Annotated in this window: 11 protein-coding genes; 4 read left to right on the forward strand and 7 right to left on the reverse strand. The window is 66.6% G+C overall.

The genetic code is table 11. The annotated features are described in order from the left end of the window. The first annotated feature begins 63 nt into the window (after positions 1–63). The gene (locus N5C88_RS18775) at positions 64–1,542 is read left to right on the forward strand and encodes an MFS transporter (RefSeq protein ID WP_280015972.1); all 1,479 of its coding nucleotides are present in this window, start codon (positions 64–66) and stop codon (positions 1,540–1,542) included. Here the strand turns inward: N5C88_RS18775 and N5C88_RS31445 are convergent. The 7 genes from N5C88_RS31445 to N5C88_RS18810 form a co-directional block, all read right to left on the reverse strand. Continuing rightward, positions 1,523–2,629: a fimbrial protein gene (locus tag N5C88_RS31445; protein WP_118931457.1), complete on the reverse strand. Its 1,107-nt coding sequence runs from the start codon at positions 2,627–2,629 to the stop codon at positions 1,523–1,525. The genes N5C88_RS18775 and N5C88_RS31445 overlap by 20 nt on opposite strands. Continuing rightward, positions 2,559–5,138, reverse strand: coding sequence for a fimbrial biogenesis outer membrane usher protein (locus tag N5C88_RS18785; RefSeq protein WP_280015973.1), 2,580 nt, complete (start codon positions 5,136–5,138; stop codon positions 2,559–2,561). The genes N5C88_RS31445 and N5C88_RS18785 overlap by 71 nt, the downstream gene beginning before the upstream one ends. 129 nt (positions 5,139–5,267) lie before the next feature. Further along, complete coding sequence (locus N5C88_RS18790) at positions 5,268–6,035, reverse strand: fimbria/pilus periplasmic chaperone (RefSeq protein ID WP_280015975.1); 768 nt, start codon at positions 6,033–6,035, stop codon at positions 5,268–5,270. Positions 6,036–6,168: 133 nt separating this feature from the next. Further along, a complete protein-coding gene (locus N5C88_RS18795) occupies positions 6,169–6,702 on the reverse strand; it encodes a fimbrial protein (RefSeq protein WP_118931454.1) in 534 nt (177 codons plus the stop codon). Between the two features lie 438 nt (positions 6,703–7,140). Beyond that, positions 7,141–7,920 (reverse strand): phytanoyl-CoA dioxygenase family protein, encoded by a 780-nt coding sequence (locus N5C88_RS18800; protein WP_251878835.1) that lies wholly within the window; start codon positions 7,918–7,920, stop codon positions 7,141–7,143. Further along, the gene (locus N5C88_RS18805) at positions 7,917–9,017 is read right to left on the reverse strand and encodes an AI-2E family transporter (protein ID WP_118931453.1); all 1,101 of its coding nucleotides are present in this window, start codon (positions 9,015–9,017) and stop codon (positions 7,917–7,919) included. Before N5C88_RS18805 ends, N5C88_RS18800 begins: the two co-directional genes overlap by 4 nt. 150 nt (positions 9,018–9,167) lie before the next feature. Then, complete coding sequence (locus N5C88_RS18810; protein WP_059373977.1) at positions 9,168–10,235, reverse strand: LysR family transcriptional regulator; 1,068 nt, start codon at positions 10,233–10,235, stop codon at positions 9,168–9,170. Positions 10,236–10,618: 383 nt separating this feature from the next. Here N5C88_RS18810 and N5C88_RS18815 point away from each other — a divergent pair, with 383 nt between their 5' ends. The 3 genes from N5C88_RS18815 to N5C88_RS18825 all read left to right on the forward strand — a co-directional run bounded on the left by N5C88_RS18815 (position 10,619) and on the right by N5C88_RS18825 (position 16,608). Further along, complete coding sequence (locus tag N5C88_RS18815) at positions 10,619–11,815, forward strand: efflux RND transporter periplasmic adaptor subunit (protein WP_059373978.1); 1,197 nt, start codon at positions 10,619–10,621, stop codon at positions 11,813–11,815. Between the two features lie 25 nt (positions 11,816–11,840). Beyond that, entirely contained in the window at positions 11,841–15,056 is a 3,216-nt protein-coding gene (locus tag N5C88_RS18820) for a multidrug efflux RND transporter permease subunit (protein WP_280015976.1), read from the forward strand. A gap of 73 nt (positions 15,057–15,129) precedes the next feature. Next, the gene (locus tag N5C88_RS18825; protein ID WP_280015977.1) at positions 15,130–16,608 is read left to right on the forward strand and encodes an efflux transporter outer membrane subunit; all 1,479 of its coding nucleotides are present in this window, start codon (positions 15,130–15,132) and stop codon (positions 16,606–16,608) included. Positions 16,609–16,898 lie beyond the last annotated feature (290 nt).

Below are 16,898 nucleotides of genomic sequence, written 5' to 3' on the forward strand. Positions count from 1 at the left end.
AAATTGTATAAGGCTAAAAGCCTCTCCAGAATAGCGTCCATTCAGATTCCGATGGCGCTTTCCATGTCTTCCTCCACACTCCCCTGCCCTGGTTTGCACGCCGCGCGGCAGCAGCCCGTCCTGAGCCGCCTGGGCCTGGCCGTGCTGCTGTCGGGCGGCTTCATCACGATCTTCGACCTGTTCGTGGTGAACGTCGCCATCCCCAGCATGCAGTCCACCCTGTCCGCCAGCTTCGCGCAGATCAGCTTCATCATCGCCGCCTACGAACTGGCCTATGGCGTGCTGCTGATCGCGGGCAGCCGGCTGGGCGACCGCCACGGCCGGCGGCGCCTGTTCATGCTGGGCATGGCGGCATTCGCGCTGGCCTCGGCGCTATGCGGCGTCGCGCCCACCGCGGACACATTGATCGCCGCGCGCGTGCTGCAAGGCGCCGCGGCGGCCATGCTGTTTCCGCAGGTCTATGCGCTGATCCGCGTCAGCTACCAGGGCCGCGAACGGCAGCGGGCGTTTGGCCTGCTGGGCATGACGTTGGGGCTGGCGGCCATCGCGGGGCAAGTGCTGGGCGGCGGGATCGTGCACGCCGACCTGTTCGGCCTGGCATGGCGCGGCATCTTCCTGCTCAACGTGCCCCTGGGCCTGCTGGCGTGGCGCCTGGCCCGCCATATCCCGGAATCGCGCGAGCCTTCGGGCGCGCGCATGGACTGGCCCGGCGCGGCGCTGGCGGGAACCGGGCTGACCCTGCTGTTGCTGGCGCTGATCGAAGGCCCCTCGCGGCACTGGCCTGCGTGGACCGTGGCTTGCGGCGCGGCTGCGGTCGTCGCGCTGGCATTGTTCGCGCGCATGCAGCGCCGCATCGCGGCCCGTGGCGGCGCGCCCCTGGTCGACATGGCCTTGCTGGCGCAGCCGCGCTTCGCGGCGGGCTGCCTGCTGGTGCTGCTGGTGTTCTCCACCGCCAGCGCCATGTTCCTTTGCTACGCGCTGCTGATGCAGACGGGCTTCGGGCTGGACGCGCTGACGGCCGGCCTGATCTTCGCGCCAGCCAGCGTGGGCTTCATCGCCGGGTCGATGGCCGCGCCGCGGCTGGTGGCGCGCTTCGGCACGCGCGCCATCGCGCTGGCTGCGCTGCTGTACGGCGGCGCCACCGCGGCCTTGATGCTGCAAGTGGGCGCGGCCGGCGCCAGCCTCGCGCCGTGGTCGCTGCTACCCGCGCTGGTATGGCTGGGCGCGGCGCAGGGCGCGGTCAATACGCCGCTGGTGAATCTAGCGCTGGGCTTCGTCGAGGACCGCCAGGCCGGCATGGCGGCGGGCGTGGTGTCCACCTTGCAGCAGGTGGGCGCGGCGCTGGGCGTGTCGGCGGCGGGCATGCTGTTCAGCGGAGCGTTGGAAGCCTACGCCGGCGCAAGCGCCGCCGAACGCCATGCGCAAGCGTTCGCCAGCGCCATGCAATTCAATGTCGCGGCGATCCTGGCCGCGGCGGCGCTGCTGTGGCGGCTGGGCCGCCGCACGCAAGCAGGCCAGGCCGCTACTGATAGCTCATCGTGAAGGTGGCGCGGGCGTTAGCGGATCCTGGCGTCACGACCGATTCCGTCTGCACGTAGCGTGCCGCCAACGGTATGGAAAAGACGCTGGTCCCGGGAGACACGGTGCCTGCCTTCCACTGACCCGGGTTGCCAAGCTCATTCGAATCCGCGCCATATCCCAGCACCGTGGTCCCGTTCAAGACTTCGACCCCGACGCCTTTGGCGCTAGATTCCGGCGACAGCGTCAATACAGTGGAACGGTTGCCGGGATCGGTGGCGTCCGTCAGCGTGACGTACGCATCCATTGGTGTTACGCCATCCCCATCCTTGCAGCTCAGATCAATCTTGAAGGGCCGCTCAGGGGACGTGGAACCAACACCCCTGAAACTGCCTGCGGAGACAGTAGCCAATGAAGCCTGAATACTGCTGTTCGATGGAAATGAACAAGTCGGCTTCCTCTTCATTATTACGGAGACTTTCCCTGCATATGCGAAACCTACGTAAGCACCTTCGGGGTAGGGGGGATCCATGAGAGCCACCGACATCCCGCAGCAGTACACGACCGTTGGGCGAACCGTCCCAATCTTGATCAGTTCGATATAGAACTCGATCGGCCCTGGCTCGGGCCCAAAGTTGGATCTGCAAACTACCGGCCAGTAACCCTCGGGGCAATTCCTATATTTCGTTTTGAAGCGTGCGCCTACTCCCGGGATTCCAGAATAGTAGATACCCGCCGGCTGACCCGACTCCGAAAGGCCGCGGAAAGTCAGGGTAGTTTCGCCACTCGTGCTGCACAGGCCTGCTTTTAGTAGCGGAGGGATAAATGTGCTGGACCACAGCACCTCACCGTTAGCCGCGTTGGGATCGAGCTCAAGTTCGGCGGGAAGGAGCAACCCCATTTGCCAAGTAGTGTAACAACTAACACTAGCGGCGGCGTTGGAGGAAAAGACCAACGCCAGTAGCGTGGCGCCTAGTAAAAGCAGCTTTCGAAACGTGTTCATTTTGCGATTCCGATCGACGATAGATAGAGAGAAACTGCTAATTGCAGCGGGTTTCGACCTGCCAATAGCCGTCGGAACGCGTGTCTTTTTCCATGACTGGCAGCTCATAGTTCATGCGGCAACTGTCGTCAGGCTGCTCGCCCCATCTGACAGTCAATTGGCCCATGTCCTGCAGACCGCGGGCCAGGATACGGCTGGCCTGCCCGACCAGCCCGACCTCGACGCCGTGCTCGTCCTGCACGCTGGCACCGAAGGGCAGCGGCTTGCCGTCGGCCCGCAGGACCTGCAACATCGCTGACCGGCCCGAAACCGTGGCGTACCGCAGCATCGCGACCGCGCCTGCGCGCGGCGCCACCTGTTGGCTGGTGACCTGCAGCTCGACGTCGGTGGACAGACCCTTGGGATCGATATCCACCGTGTTCATGCGATACGGCGTCAGATGCGGCACGACGGCATAGCCGCGGCTGTTGACGCGCACGCCGGAGGCGTTGAGCAGGCGCGCGCCTTCCGCATCAGGCGCTTCGACGATGCCGAAGGTTTCCGACAGCGGCTGGGACAGCGTGAGGCCGCCCGGATGCACGACGACCGCGCCGCGCATGCCGACCGAGCTTTGCGAATAACCCGTCCCCACACCCGCGCTGCCCATGAAATCGGCGACCGGCGCGCGGTAAAGCATGCTGGCGCTGCCGCCGTTCATGCTGCCGCCCGAGCCGCCGGAAGCGTGGTCGGCACTGAGACTGTATGACAGCTGATGATCCTCGCCCGTGGAGCCGGACAGCGTGCTTTGCAGCTGCATGCGCCCGTTGGAATCGCGTCCAGCATTGGTCGACAGACTGAGCGGGCTGCTCTTGCCCAACGGAATGCTGAAGGTCGCATACACCGCGGTGCCCATCTGCTGGCGGCTGTCGCGCTGACGCTGGACGGTCAGGTTGTAGCCCATGCTCTTGTAGGTGTTGGCGTAGGCAATGCTGTAGTTCACGTCGCGGCGGTCGCGGTTCCAATGGTCCACGGCCGAGCCGGTAAGGTTGATGCTGCCGCGCTCTCCGCCCAGTTGCTGGCTGATGACGAGCGAAGCGCGGTTGCGCTCGCGCACCATGCTGCCGGAATAACGGTACTGGCCGTAGCCGTATAGCGAATTCATGGCTTCGTTCAGGCCGTAGAAGCCGCCGGTGGAATAGCGGTACGCCGCGATGGAGACGTTGGTGCCCGTGGCGGGCAGGCTCTTGGCATAGCTGGCGCGCATGCTGGTGCCGGTATGCGTGGCGCCATTCATCGACAGGCGCGACTGGGTCGCGTCCAGGCCCACGGCGCCGAAGGACGTATTGAGGGTGCCACCCAGCAGTGCCGAGGTGTAGTTCTGCGCCACGGTGGCGCCGGCATAGCCCGTCACCAGGTTGGACAGGCCGCGCTGGTAGGTGGCCTGCACGAAATGCGGGCTTTTGGACAGCTGCTTGTTGCGCACGGCGCCGCCCACCACGCTGTAGCGACTCACGCCGGGACGCAGCGACATCGGCACGGCCGCGTAGGGCACGGAGAATTTGCGCACGCTGCCATCGGCCTCCTGGACCGACACGTCCAGGTCGCCGCCGTAGCCGGTGGCGTACAGGTCGGTAATTTCGAAGGCGCCAGGCGCCACCGTGGTTTCGTAGATGATGACCGAGTTCTGGCGGATGGTGACGCGCGCGTTGCTGTTGGCCACGCCCCGCACCACCGGCGCGTAGCCGCGCATCGAGTCGGGCAGCATGCGGTCGTCGCTGGCCAGGCGCACGCCCTTGAAGGGCGTGGAGTCGAACAGTTCGCCGCTGGTGTAGGCTTCGCCCAGGGTCAGCTGGGACGACAGCGCCACGATCTCGCGCTGCGCGTAGGTCGAGAGGTTCTGATATTGGCGGCGGCCCTGGGAATCGAAAGAGTAGGAGCCATTGTGGCGCAGGCGCCAGTCGCCCAGGTTGGCGCCCGCGCGCAGGCCCAGATAGCCCTGCCGCTGCGTGCCGCCAAAGGCGTTGTTGCGGTAGTTGTACAGATTGAAGTCGTAATTCAGCATGGCCGCATTCACGCCCGAGTCCCACAGTTCCGGACTGACATAGCCGCGGGCGTGACGGCTCATGGAGGCCTGGGGAATGCTCAGGTCCAGGCGTTGGTCGCCGAAGTCGAAATCACTGCCCGCGTCGGCGGCGATGTCGTCCAGACGCAGGCTGTCGCCTTGGGCCAGCTTGTCGGTCGCCTCGGCAGACAGCTTGCCCAGGTCGACGCCGATGCGTTGCAGCAGCTGGCGGTCGAACACGGGCTGCGCCGCCGCCTCGCCGGCGACCGGCGCAAACGGCACTTCCACGCGGCCGACATAGCCCTGGTTGATGAACAGGTCCACCGAATAGTTGCCGGGCGCCGCCGCATTTCCCTTGGCAAAGCGCGACAGGTCGGTACGCTGGCCCGCACCACCCATCAGGAAGGCGTCCTCGAACTCCACCGAGGCCACCATGTTCCCGGATGCGGCGGTGTCGGCGGCGCGCGCCTCCTGGTCATGCGCGGCCAGGGCCACCAGCAGTGCCGCGCACAAGGGCGTCAAGCGCTGGCCGGCGCAATCTCGCGTATGCAGGAGCTTTGAAAGGATTTGCTTCATGATGACGGCGTTGAAAGAGTGGTATCGGTGAAAACGCTGGGCAAAACCCTCCCCGGGATGCCGTTGCCGGCATCCATCGCAAAGAGGTTTTCTGGAAGGTGGCGCCGCGCGCTTGCGCGGCGGGCAGGCTTAGCGCGCGGCGGACGCGGCCCCCGACGTCAAAGGCTGCGAACCTTCGACATTGGCGCCCCAGTCGTTGATGCTGTTGAACTTGACCTGCGCGCCGGCGGCGGGCGCGGACGTCATCCCCGCGATGGGGAAGAGCGCGGACTCGCCCGGCTTGACGTAGCCGGCGCCGGCGTCGAAGGACTGGCCGCCCGACTGCAGGCTCACCTTGCCCAGATTCACGACGTAGGGCGTGGGATTGCTGGCCTTCAGCGCGTAGCCCTTGCCCGCCGCGGCGGGAGCGACCTCCCAACGCAACTGCGCCGGCGCCTCTTCCGCCAGGCCCGGCAGGCCTTGCGGGCGGTACATCACCTTGATGCGCGTGCGGAAGGCGATCTGCAGGCGGTTGGCGTCCTCGCCGGCCTGGGCCTTGGGCGGGACTTCCAGCACGTTGAGCCAGTACATGCTTTCCTTGTCCTGCGCCATCGCTTCCTTGGTATGGATCAGGCGCAGCGTCTGCCCTTTGCCGGGGTCCACGCGGAAGATGGCGGGCGTCAGCATGAAGGGAACCTTCAGCTTTTCCGGAGCATCCGTGATGTTGCCGTCATCCAGCCAGGACTGGATCAGCGCGGGCGTGCGGCCGTCGTTGCTCAGCTTGATGGTGACCTCGCGCTCTTGCGCGGGATAGATCACGCGCGTGCTGGCGATCACGACGCTGGCTTGCGCCTGGAGTGCGAAACAGCCCGCTGCGAGCGCTGCGGTGGCCATCAGGGTGCGGCGTAGATTTTTCATGATGTAGCCCTTGGTGGTGGATGCTGCGTGTATGGTCGGTTTCCTTCCAAGCCGTCTCGGGGAGCGGGGTGAGACGGCTTGCAGGGAAACACCTGTCTCGGCGGCCCCGGGAAGCGGCCGCCGAGCCGGCGCATTACTGGTAGGAGATCGAGTACTGCACGCGCGAGTTGGCTGCGCCAGCGGTGGCGTTGCCCAGCGAGTGGTATTCGACGAAGTAGTCCAGGTCAGCCTTGCCGTTGGCCAGGTTCACAACCTGCGAGTTCTGCTGGCCGGTGGCCGCGCCGGCCTTGATTTCGCCGAACGAGTTGTTCAGCAGGCCCAGTTCGACCTGGCTGGCGCCGCCGGCGTCAACCATGAGGCGACCCGTTTCCTGCGAAACGGTGGGGCCGCCTTCGAAGTGCACCGAAACCGGCTGATCCGAGGTGCAACCGCTCAGCGCGATCTTGAACGGCGTGCGGCCGGCGGTGGAACCCGCGACTTCCAGCGTCTTGGACGACACGGTGGGCAGCGCCACGGTGAAGTTTTCGCCGCCGTTGCCGCCGTTGATGGAGCAGGTGTTGGCGGTGATGTTGCCGGTGAATTCGATGGTGCCGTCAGCGGCGTGGGCGCTGGCGAAGGTGGCGAGGCCGGCGATGGCCAGGGCGGCGGTCAGGAGGGTCTTTTTCATGATGAGTCTTTTGAGTTGGGGTTTTGAGGTGAGGAGAAATCGCCGTTTCGGGCAGTTCCTTGCTGCGTACACTCCGGATGCCGGGCCGTTGGGGACTGGCCTTTTTCAGTTCGCGTACTCAACAACTGCATCGTAGATTTCGCCGCTTTGGCCGCCCATCGGGCTAGTCCGCTCCTATCCGCGCAAGGCATAGGACTAGGCCCATTCTGTAAATGCGGCCCCGCCAGCCCCGGGAAAGGCGTCCGCGATCAGTCCCGCCTGAAGCAAGACGCGGAAGAAAAAAAGGGTCATTGACCGTCCAGGCGCGAGTCCGGACCTAGGTAAGGATCAATTCATGAGTGGCCGCACCCGGCGCAACGGCGGGTGGGAAGATGGCGCCGCGGCTGCGGCCCAGGATAGGCAGGGCAGCGCCGCTGAACGCGGCGCTGCCCAATTACGTCAGGCTGCCTTGGTAAGCAGCGGCACGCCAGGCTGGCTGGCCGAGCGCGTGCCCGGCAGCGGGTGACAGGACTGCGGATGGTAGGTGTGCACCAGCGACAGCTTCACGCGATCGCTGGCGTTGCCTTGGGCCGCGTGCAGGGTGCGGCAATGGAAGAACACCACGTCGCCCGCCTGCAGTTCCGGACACACCGCGCGGGCGATCCATTCGGCATTCTGGGGCGCGTCGTCGCGGAAGAACTTCTGCTGGTCGAACTGTTCCGGCGTGAAGGCGGCGGCGTGCGAACCCGGGATGAAGGACAGGCCGCCGTTGGCGCGGGTTTCCGGACCCAGCGCCAGCCAGGTGGAGACCAGGTCCGTGTCGGAAAACGACCAGTAGCGGATGTCCTGGTGCCAGCCCGTCAGGCTGCCATAGGCGGGATGCTTGGTCATCACGCAGTTGTGGTGCACGGTGGACAACACCGGCGTTTCGCCGAAGTAGCGCCCCAGCCACTGGCCGATGCGCGCATCGGTGGCCCATTGCGCGAACAAGGGATCGCGGCCGTAGGCGCCGAGCAGGCGGCGCACGGTCAGCCCGCCCTCGGCGGCGCGCGACTCGGGCGCGCCGGGATAGCGCAGGTCGGCTTCGTATTCGATGGGCGCGACGTGGTCGCGCAAATGGCGTTCGGCGAGGGCGCGCAGCGCCGCTACCTGTTCCGGGCTGGCGAACTGGCGCGCCACCACGAAGCCCTGCTCGCGCAGGACGGCTATCTGATCATCAGGCAACAACATGGCATTCAAGCAGCAGGGGGTTGGGCGGGAGGATTGATGCGGGCGGCATCGCGTTCCTGCACCTCATGGTGCACCCATTCGCGCCACACCGCCACCAGCAGGGCCATCAGCACGGGGCCGACGAACAGCCCGACGATGCCCATCGTCTTTACGCCCCCCACCAGCCCGAAGAAGGTCGGCAGGAAAGGCAGCTTGACCGGTCCGCCCACCAGGCGCGGGCGCAGGGTCTTGTCGACGATGAAGAGTTCCACGCTGCCCCAGACCATCAGGGCGATGCCCGCCACCAGATGGCCCGAGCCCACCAGGTACAGCGACACCAGGGTGAACGACAGCGGCGCGCCGCCCGGTATCAGCGCCATGAAGCCGGTGACCACGCCCAGCAGCACGGGCGACGGCACGCCCGCGACCCAATAGGCGATGCCCAGCACCACGCCTTCGCCCAGGGCGATCAGGCCCATGCCGGTGACGGTGGAATTGATGGTGGCCGGCACCACGCGCGAAAAGCGCTGCCAGCGCGCCGGCAGGATGCGTTCACCCAGCACGTCCAGCTGGGCCACCATGCGGATGCCGTCCTTGTAGACGAAGAACAGCGTGATCAGCATGAACAGCACGGTCAGCAGCAGCTGGAACACGTTGCCCGTGGCCGCCAGGACCATGCGGTAGATATTGCCCAGATGCTCGCCGCTGACGGCCTCGACCAGGGCGCCCAACGCATGCGGCTGGCCGATATAGGATTCCCAGTACTGGCCCAGGCGCTCGCCCACCACGGGCATGGAGGTGATCCAGTTGGGCACGGCCACGCCATGGCGGTTGGCGGCGATGGCCCAGGCGAAGAAAGTGCTGGCTTCCTTGATGGCGTAGGACAGCGCGAACGACATCGGCACGATCAGCACGACGATCACCACCAGCAGCGCCAGCGAGGCGGCCAGCGCGCTGCGGCCGCCGCAACGGGTGAGCAGGCGCTGGTACAAGGGCCAGCTGGCCAGGCCGATGATGAGTGCGGCAAGCGCGGGGACCAGGAAACCGCTGAGGAAGTACACCCCCGCCAACAGCACGAGCAACAAAAGCCAACGGGCGATCAGATAAGCGGGTAGTACAGGCTGCATGGAGCGGATCGACAGTAAGGACGTTGTAGGCTTTGACTGTCGGACTATACAGACGTTTCGTGGAATTCGAGGGACGCAAGGTCTGTATTTACTACGGGGTTTCCCGTGATTCTCCAGGCGGAAGGCGGATCCGCCCCCCACCCCATACGCTTACAAAGCGTATTCCGCGGCCTCTTCGCGCGCAGTACGGCGGCGCGGCGGCAGGTACTCCTCGAGCGCCGGCCTGGGGGCTGCGGACGTCTGGATGGTCGCCTGGCCGGTCTGGCGCGCGTACACGCCGCAGCTGGCGGCGGCGGGGTCGGTCTCGTCGCGGCCGCTCAGCAGCGGGCAGCTGGCGAACAATTCGGCGGCCCAGTCGGTGAAGGCGCGCACCTTGGGCGACAGCTGGCGGCTTTGCGGATACAGCACCGAAATCGCGGTGGCGCTGGGCTTCCATTGCGGCAGCACTTCGATGAGCTCGCCCGATTGCAGATGCGGCAGCGCCATGTAACGCGGGGTCTGGATCAGGCCGAAGCCCTTCAGTCCGCAATCCAGGTAGGCGCCGGACTCGTTCACCGACACCACGCCCTTCATTTCGACTTCCTGGTGCTTGCCGTCGACGCGGAAGTCCCAGGCGCAATTGCGTCCGGTGCGGCTGGAGAAATAGTGCACGGCGTGGTGGTCGCGCAGTTCGTCGATGCTCTGCGGCAGGCCATGGCGCGCCACATAGGTGGGCGAAGCGCAGGTCACGCTCTGCAGGGTGCCGATGCGGCGCGCGACCAGGCTGGAATCCTCGAGGTCGCCGGCGCGGATCACGCAATCCACGGCCTCCTGCACCATGTCGACCGGGCGGTCGCCCAAGCCCAGCACCAGCTCCACGTCGGGGTATTTGTCGTGGAAATCACACAATGAAGGGATCAGGATCAGCCGCCCGATGCAGGTGGGCGCATCGATGCGCAGCCTGCCCTTCAGGCGCAGGGCCGCTTCCTGGAAGCAGGCCTCGGTTTCCTCGACGTCGGCCAGGATGCGCACGCAGTGCTGGTAATAGCCGGCGCCGTCAGGCGTGAGGCCGATACGGCGCGTGGTGCGGTTGAGCAGGCGCACGCCCAACAGGCGTTCGAGGTTCTGGATGATGGTGGTGACGGTGGTGCGCGGAAGCGAGAGGCTGTCGGCCGCCCGGGTGAAGCTATTGGCGTCCACGACGCGCACAAACACCTGCATAGCCTGAAAACGGTCCATGGCGACGGTGTCCTTTGGGGAAATAGTCGGTGTGGACGGAGCATAACCCGATTTCGATGCTGATTAGTCGATCCTTGCGACTAGTGTTGCCGAAACATCAGGGTTTATCCGACCCCCTAAACCGCTCAGAATGCAAACCATCTTGAAGTGCCCTTGCCGCCAGGCGCCATCAAAGGGCATGCCTATCCTCAGATTCCGGCAAAGCAAAGACCCGCCCCGATCAGGCGCCTTTGCCTGGGATGCGCAGCAGCATTTCATGTTGCGCCGCAGCATTTCCGCCAGATCCTGAAGACAGGCCTGCCCCAGGCCGCCGCAGCCGCCTCCCGCCCCCAGGCTCATCCAGGCAAGCGCGCTTTCGCCCCATCATCTCTCAAGGAAACACCATGGTTTCGCGCAATCGTATTGCTGTGCTCGCCGTCTTTGCCGCCATCATCGCCGCCGGCGGCGGTTATGCCCTGTTCCGCGCTCCCGCTGGCGCCAATGCCGCACAGGCGCAGACCGCCCCCTCGGCGCCCCCGGTCGAAGTGGCCGAGGTGCTGAACAAGACCATCGTGGACTGGCAGCGCTACTCCGGCCGCCTGGAAGCCATCGACCGCGTCGACATCCGCCCCCTGGTGTCGGGCACCCTGACCGCCGTGCACTTCCAGGACGGCAGCATCGTCAAGAAGGGCGACGTGCTCTTCACCATCGACCCGCGCCCCTACGCGGCCGAGGTGGACCGCGCCGCAGCCGCCCTGACCGCCGCGAAGGCCCGCGCCTCGTACACCGCCAGCGAACTGGCCCGCGGCCAGCGCCTGCTGACGGACAACGCCATCGCCCGCCGCGATTTCGAGGAAAAGCAGAACGCCGCCCGCGAAGCCGCCGCCAACCTGCAAGGCGCCCAGGCCGCGCTGGACTATGCCAAGCTGAACCTCGGCTACACCCGCATCGAAGCCCCCGTGGACGGCCGCGTGTCGCGCGCCGAGGTCACGGTAGGCAACGTGGTGGCGGCCGGCGCCGCGTCGGTGCCGCTGACCCGGCTGGTGTCGGTGTCCAAGATGTACGCATCGTTCGACGTGGACGAACAAACCTTCCTGCGCTATGTGAACCCCGCGCGCGGCGGCCGCGCCGGCGCCGTGCCGGTGGAGCTGGGCCTGGCCAACGAGGAAGGCTATTCGCGCACCGGCGTCGTGCAGTCCGTGGACAACCGCCTGGACACCACCTCCGGCACGATCCGCGTGCGCGCCGAGTTCGACAACGCCGACGGCCAGCTGCTGCCCGGCCTGTACGCCCGTGTCCGCCTGGGCGGCAGCGAACCGCGCCAGGCCGTGCTGATCGACGAAAAGGCCATCGGCACCGACCAGGACAAGCGCTACGTGCTGGTGCTGGACGACAAGAACCATGCCGTCTATCGCCAGGTCAAGCTGGGCGCCAACCAGGAAGGCCTGCGCGTGGTCGATTCGGGCCTGGCCGCCGGCGAACGCATCGTCGTCAACGGCCTGCAGCGCATCCGTCCCGGCGATGCCGTGACCCCCACTGTCGTCCCCATGGTTGCGGCCCAACGCAACCCGGTCAAGACCGCCTCGGCCAAGCTGAACTGAGCCGGCGCGTCTAACGAGAACGTCCATGAATATCTCGAAATTCTTCATCGACCGGCCGATCTTCGCCGGCGTGCTATCGGTCCTGGTGCTGCTGGCGGGCCTGCTGGCCATGTTCCAGCTGCCCATCTCCGAGTATCCGGAAGTGGTGCCGCCGTCCGTGGTCGTGCGTGCGCAGTATCCGGGCGCCAACCCCAAGGTCATCGCCGAAACCGTGGCTTCGCCGCTGGAGGAATCCATCAACGGCGTCGAGGACATGCTGTACATGCAGTCGCAGGCCAACAGCGACGGCAACCTGACCCTGACGGTCAACTTCAAACTCGGCGTGGACCCGGACAAGGCTCAGCAACTGGTGCAGAACCGGGTGTCGCAAGCGCTGCCGCGCCTGCCGCCGGACGTGCAGCGCCTGGGCGTGACCACGGCCAAGAGCTCGCCCACGCTGACGCTGGTGGTGCACCTGATTTCGCCCAATGACCGCTACGACATCACCTACCTGCGCAACTACGCGATCCTGAACGTCAAGGACCGCCTCGCCCGCATCACCGGCGTGGGCGAAGTGACGGTGTGGGGCTCGGGCAACTATTCCATGCGCGTCTGGCTGGACCCGCAGAAAGTCGCCCAGCGCGGCTTGACCGCCAGCGAAGTGGTCGCTGCCATCCGCGAACAGAACGTGCAGGTCGCCGCCGGCGTCATCGGCGCCTCCCCCACGCTGGGCGACGTGCCGCTGCAACTGAACGTGAATGCCCGCGGCCGCCTGCAGACCGAAGAGGAATTCCGCGACATCATCCTGAAGACCTCGCCCGACGGCGCCGTGACGCACCTGTCGGACGTGGCCCGCGTGGAACTGGACGCACAGGAATACGGCTTGCGTTCGCTGCTGGACAACAAGCAGGCGGTGGGCATGGGCATCATGCAGTCGCCGGGCGCCAACGCGCTGGACGTGTCCAGCCAGGTGCGCGCCGCCATGGCCGAGCTGTCGCAGGACTTCCCGCCGGGCGTGGAATACCGCATCGAATACGACCCCACTCAATTCGTGCGCGCCAGCATCAAGGCCGTGGTGACCACGCTGCTGGAAGCGATCGCCCTGGTGGTGCTGGTGGTGATCCTGTTCCTGCAGACCTGGCGCGCCTCCATCATCCCGCTGCTGGCGGTGCCCGTTTCCATCGTGGGTACCTTCGCCCTGCTGCTGATGTTCGGCTACTCCATCAACGCGCTGTCGCTGTTCGGCATGGTTCTGGCCATCGGCATCGTGGTGGACGACGCCATCGTGGTGGTGGAAAACGTGGAGCGCAACATCGCGGCGGGCCTGAGTCCGCGCGATGCGACCTATCGCGCCATGCGTGAAGTCAGCGGCCCCATCATCGCCATTGCGCTGACGCTGTGCGCGGTGTTCGTGCCGCTGGCCTTCATGACGGGCCTGACCGGCCAGTTCTACAAGCAGTTCGCCATGACCATCGCCATCTCGACGGTGATCTCGGCCTTCAACTCGCTGACCCTGTCGCCCGCGCTGTCGGCCATCCTGCTCAAGAGCCACCACGACAAGCCCGACTGGCTGACCCGTGGCATGAACCGCATCTTCGGCCGCTTCTTCAACTGGTTCAACAACATGTTCGGCCGCGCGTCCGAGTCCTATGGCACGGGCGTGACCCGCGTGATCCGCCGCAAGGCCGGCGCCATGGGCGTGTACGCCGTGCTGGTGGCCGCCACCGTCGGCGTCTCCTACCTGGTGCCCGGCGGCTTCGTGCCCGCGCAGGACAAGCAGTACCTGATCGCCTTCACGCAGCTGCCCAACGGCGCCTCGCTGGACCGCACCGACTCGGTGATCCGCCGCATGAGCGACATCGCCCTGAAGGAACCCGGCGTGCAGAGCACCATCGCGTTCCCCGGCCTGTCCATCAACGGCTTCACCAACAGCTCCAGCGCCGGCATCGTGTTCGTCATGCTCAAGCCCTTCGAAGAGCGCAAGAACGCCGCGCTGTCGGGCGACGCCATCGCGGGCTCGCTCAACCAGAAGTTCGCGGCCATCCAGGACTCGTTCATCGCCGTGTTCCCGCCCCCGCCCGTGATGGGCCTGGGCACGCTGGGCGGTTTCAAGTTCCAGATCGAAGACCGCAGCGCGGCAGGCTACGCCGAGCTGGACAAGGCCAAGCAAGCGTTCCTGGAAAAGGCCCGCCAGACGCCGGAACTGGGCCCCGCCTTCTCCAGCTACGAGATCAACGTGCCGCAGCTGGACGTGGACCTGGACCGCGTCAAGGCCAAGCAGCTGGGCGTGCCGGTGACGGAAGTCTTCGACACCATGCAGATCTACCTGGGCTCGATGTACGTCAACGACTTCAACCGTTTCGGCCGCGTCTTCCAGGTGCGGGCGCAAGCCGACGCGCAATTCCGCGCGCACGCCGACGACATCCTGCAACTGAAGACCCGCAACGTCGCCGGTGAAATGGTGCCGCTGTCCTCGCTCGTCACCGTCAACCAGACCTTCGGCCCGGAAATGGTGGTGCGCTACAACGGCTACACCGCCGCCGACATCAACGGCGGTCCGGCGCCCGGCTACTCGTCCGACCAGGCCCAGGCCGCGGCCGAACGCGTCGCCGCCGAAACCCTGCCGCGCGGCATGAAGATGGAATGGACCGACCTGACCTACCAGCAGATCCTGGCGGGCAACGCCGGCCTTTGGGTGTTCCCGATCAGCGTGCTGCTGGTGTTCCTGGTGCTGGCCGCGCTGTACGAAAGCCTGACCCTGCCGCTGGCCGTGATCCTGATCGTGCCGATGAGCATCCTGGCCGCGCTGACGGGCGTCTACCTGACCGGCAACGACAACAACATCTTCACGCAGATCGGCCTGATGGTGCTGGTGGGCCTGTCGGCGAAGAACGCGATCCTGATCGTGGAATTCGCCCGCGAACTGGAAATGAACGGCCGCAGTCCCCTGGACGCCGCCATCGAGGCCAGCCGCCTGCGTCTGCGCCCCATCCTGATGACGTCCATCGCGTTCATCATGGGCGTGGTGCCGCTGGTGCTGTCCTCGGGCGCGGGTTCTGAAATGCGCCAGGCCATGGGCATCGCCGTGTTCTTCGGCATGCTGGGCGTGACCCTGTTCGGCCTGTTCCTGACCCCCGTGTTCTACGTGCTGCTGCGCACGCTGGGCGGCAAGACCCTGCACTCCGCCGCACCGCACGAGGCTCCCGTGTGCGTACCGCACCTGGACCCGAACGCGCCGCCGGCCCCGCAACATCACGCCTGAGCCGGACCACCAGAGTAGCTAGACAGCGCCTTCCGCCCCGCAGGCGGGAGGCGCCCACAAGAGAATAGTCATCATGATCAAAAGACTGACCCGCGGTTCCGCCCTGCTTGCCGTCCTGCTCGTGCTGGCCGGCTGCGCGGTGGGCCCCACCTACGAACGCCCCTCGGCCGCGGTGCCCGCGGCCTTCAAGGAAGCCGCCCTGCCCGCTTCCGAGGCCGGCACCTGGAAAACCGCCGAGCCGTCCGAAGACGCGCTGCGCGGCGCCTGGTGGAAGGTATTCGGCGACGAAGGCCTGAACCAGCTGCAGGAAGAAGCCCAGAAGGCCAACCAGAACCTGCAGGCCGCCGCCGCCCGCCTGACCCAGTCGCGCGCGCTGCAACGCGAAGCCCGCGCCGGCTTCTTCCCCAACCTGGACGCCGCCTTCGGCCCCAACCGCCAGCGCCCCTCGGCCGTGTCGCAGGGCTTGCCCGACGGCACCCCGACCAGCCCCGTGACCACCTGGCGCGCCCAAGGCGCCGTGTCCTACGAAGCGGACCTGTTCGGCCGCGTCGCCTCCACCTACGACGCCGCCAGCGCCGATGCCCAGCAAAGCGAAGCCCTATACCGTTCCGTGCTGCTGGCCCTGCAGGCCGACGTCGCCACCACCTACTTCCTGGTGCGCGAACAGGACGCCGAATCGCAGCTCTACCGCCAGACGGTCAAGCTGCGCACCGACACCCTGCAACTGATCCAGCGCCGCTACGACGCCGGCGACATCAGCGAACTCGACCTGGCCCGCGCCAAGGCCGAACTGGCCAGCGCGCAATCCGAAGCCCTGGGCATCGACCGCCGCCGCGCCGCCTCCGAACACGCCCTGGCCGTACTGCTGGGCCGCGCCCCGTCGGACTTCGCCATGCCCGAGCAGCCCATCCAGAAGGTCGCGCTGTCGATCCCCGCCGGCCTGCCCTCGAGCCTGCTGGAACGCCGCCCCGACATCGCCGCAGCCGAACGCGCCATGGCCGCCGCCAACGCCCGCGTCGGCGCGGCCAAGTCCGCCTTCTTCCCGCGCCTGGACATCACCGGCGCCTTCGGCTACGAATCCTCGGACCTGGGCAACCTGTTCCAGTGGTCCAGCCGCACCTTCCTGCTGGGCCCCCTGGTCGGCGCCGCGCTGTCCATGCCGATCTTCGACGGCGGCCGCCGCCAGGCCGGCCTGGACCGCGCTCGCGCCGTCTACGAGGAAGACGTGGCCGTCTACCGCCAGACCATCCTGAACGCGTTCCGCGAAGTGGAAGACAACCTGGCCAACCTGCGCATCCTGGCCGACCAGACCAAGGCGCAAGACGCCGCCGTCGACGCCGCCGCCCGCGCCGCCAAGCTCTCGCACACGCAGTACCGCGAAGGCTCCATCAGCTACCTGGACGTCATCGAAGCCGACCGCAGCGTCCTGCTGCAGCAACGCGTCGCGGTGCAACTGAGTGGGGAACAAGCGCGTTCCGCAGTAGGCCTGATCCGCGCCATCGGCGGCGGCTGGGAGAATCCGGTGCCGCCGGAAACGGTGGCATCGAAGTAAGAAGCGGGCGCACCGCGGGCACCACCTGGAAGCACGGCACCAGCTTGCAGCGCTCGCGACAGCGACAGCGACCACAACCGCAAGACCAAGCGTATGCCCCAGATCGGCCGCCCGCGCGGCCGATCTGGGGCGGGCCCCGCAAGATCTTCCGCCAACCGCCACCGGCGCCAAGAACGCCAAGAACGCCAAGCAAACCACCCGCCCCAGCGCCCGTAAAGTTTCAACCGACCGAGCCAGTCGCGTCGGGGGCCGGCGGGGCGCGGGGCGTCGATAAGCCCGACGGAATCCGA

Origin of the sequence: Achromobacter sp. GD03932, assembly GCF_029839485.1 — a bacterium.
GTDB classification, from domain to species: Bacteria; Pseudomonadota; Gammaproteobacteria; order Burkholderiales; family Burkholderiaceae_B; genus Achromobacter; species Achromobacter bronchisepticus_A.

Bases quoted from the DNA above. Each gene is read 5' to 3' on its own strand.
- N5C88_RS18775 (WP_280015972.1), top strand. From the start codon at position 64: ATGTCTTCCTCCACACTCCCCTGCCCTGGTTTGCACGCCGCGCGGCAG.
- N5C88_RS31445 (WP_118931457.1), bottom strand. From the start codon at position 2,629: ATGAGCTGCCAGTCATGGAAAAAGACACGCGTTCCGACGGCTATTGGC.
- N5C88_RS18785 (WP_280015973.1), bottom strand. From the start codon at position 5,138: ATGAAGCAAATCCTTTCAAAGCTCCTGCATACGCGAGATTGCGCCGGC.
- N5C88_RS18790 (WP_280015975.1), bottom strand. From the start codon at position 6,035: ATGAAAAATCTACGCCGCACCCTGATGGCCACCGCAGCGCTCGCAGCG.
- N5C88_RS18795 (WP_118931454.1), bottom strand. From the start codon at position 6,702: ATGAAAAAGACCCTCCTGACCGCCGCCCTGGCCATCGCCGGCCTCGCC.
- N5C88_RS18805 (WP_118931453.1), bottom strand. From the start codon at position 9,017: ATGCAGCCTGTACTACCCGCTTATCTGATCGCCCGTTGGCTTTTGTTG.
- N5C88_RS18810 (WP_059373977.1), bottom strand. From the start codon at position 10,235: ATGGACCGTTTTCAGGCTATGCAGGTGTTTGTGCGCGTCGTGGACGCC.
- N5C88_RS18815 (WP_059373978.1), top strand. From the start codon at position 10,619: ATGGTTTCGCGCAATCGTATTGCTGTGCTCGCCGTCTTTGCCGCCATC.
- N5C88_RS18820 (WP_280015976.1), top strand. From the start codon at position 11,841: ATGAATATCTCGAAATTCTTCATCGACCGGCCGATCTTCGCCGGCGTG.
- N5C88_RS18825 (WP_280015977.1), top strand. From the start codon at position 15,130: ATGATCAAAAGACTGACCCGCGGTTCCGCCCTGCTTGCCGTCCTGCTC.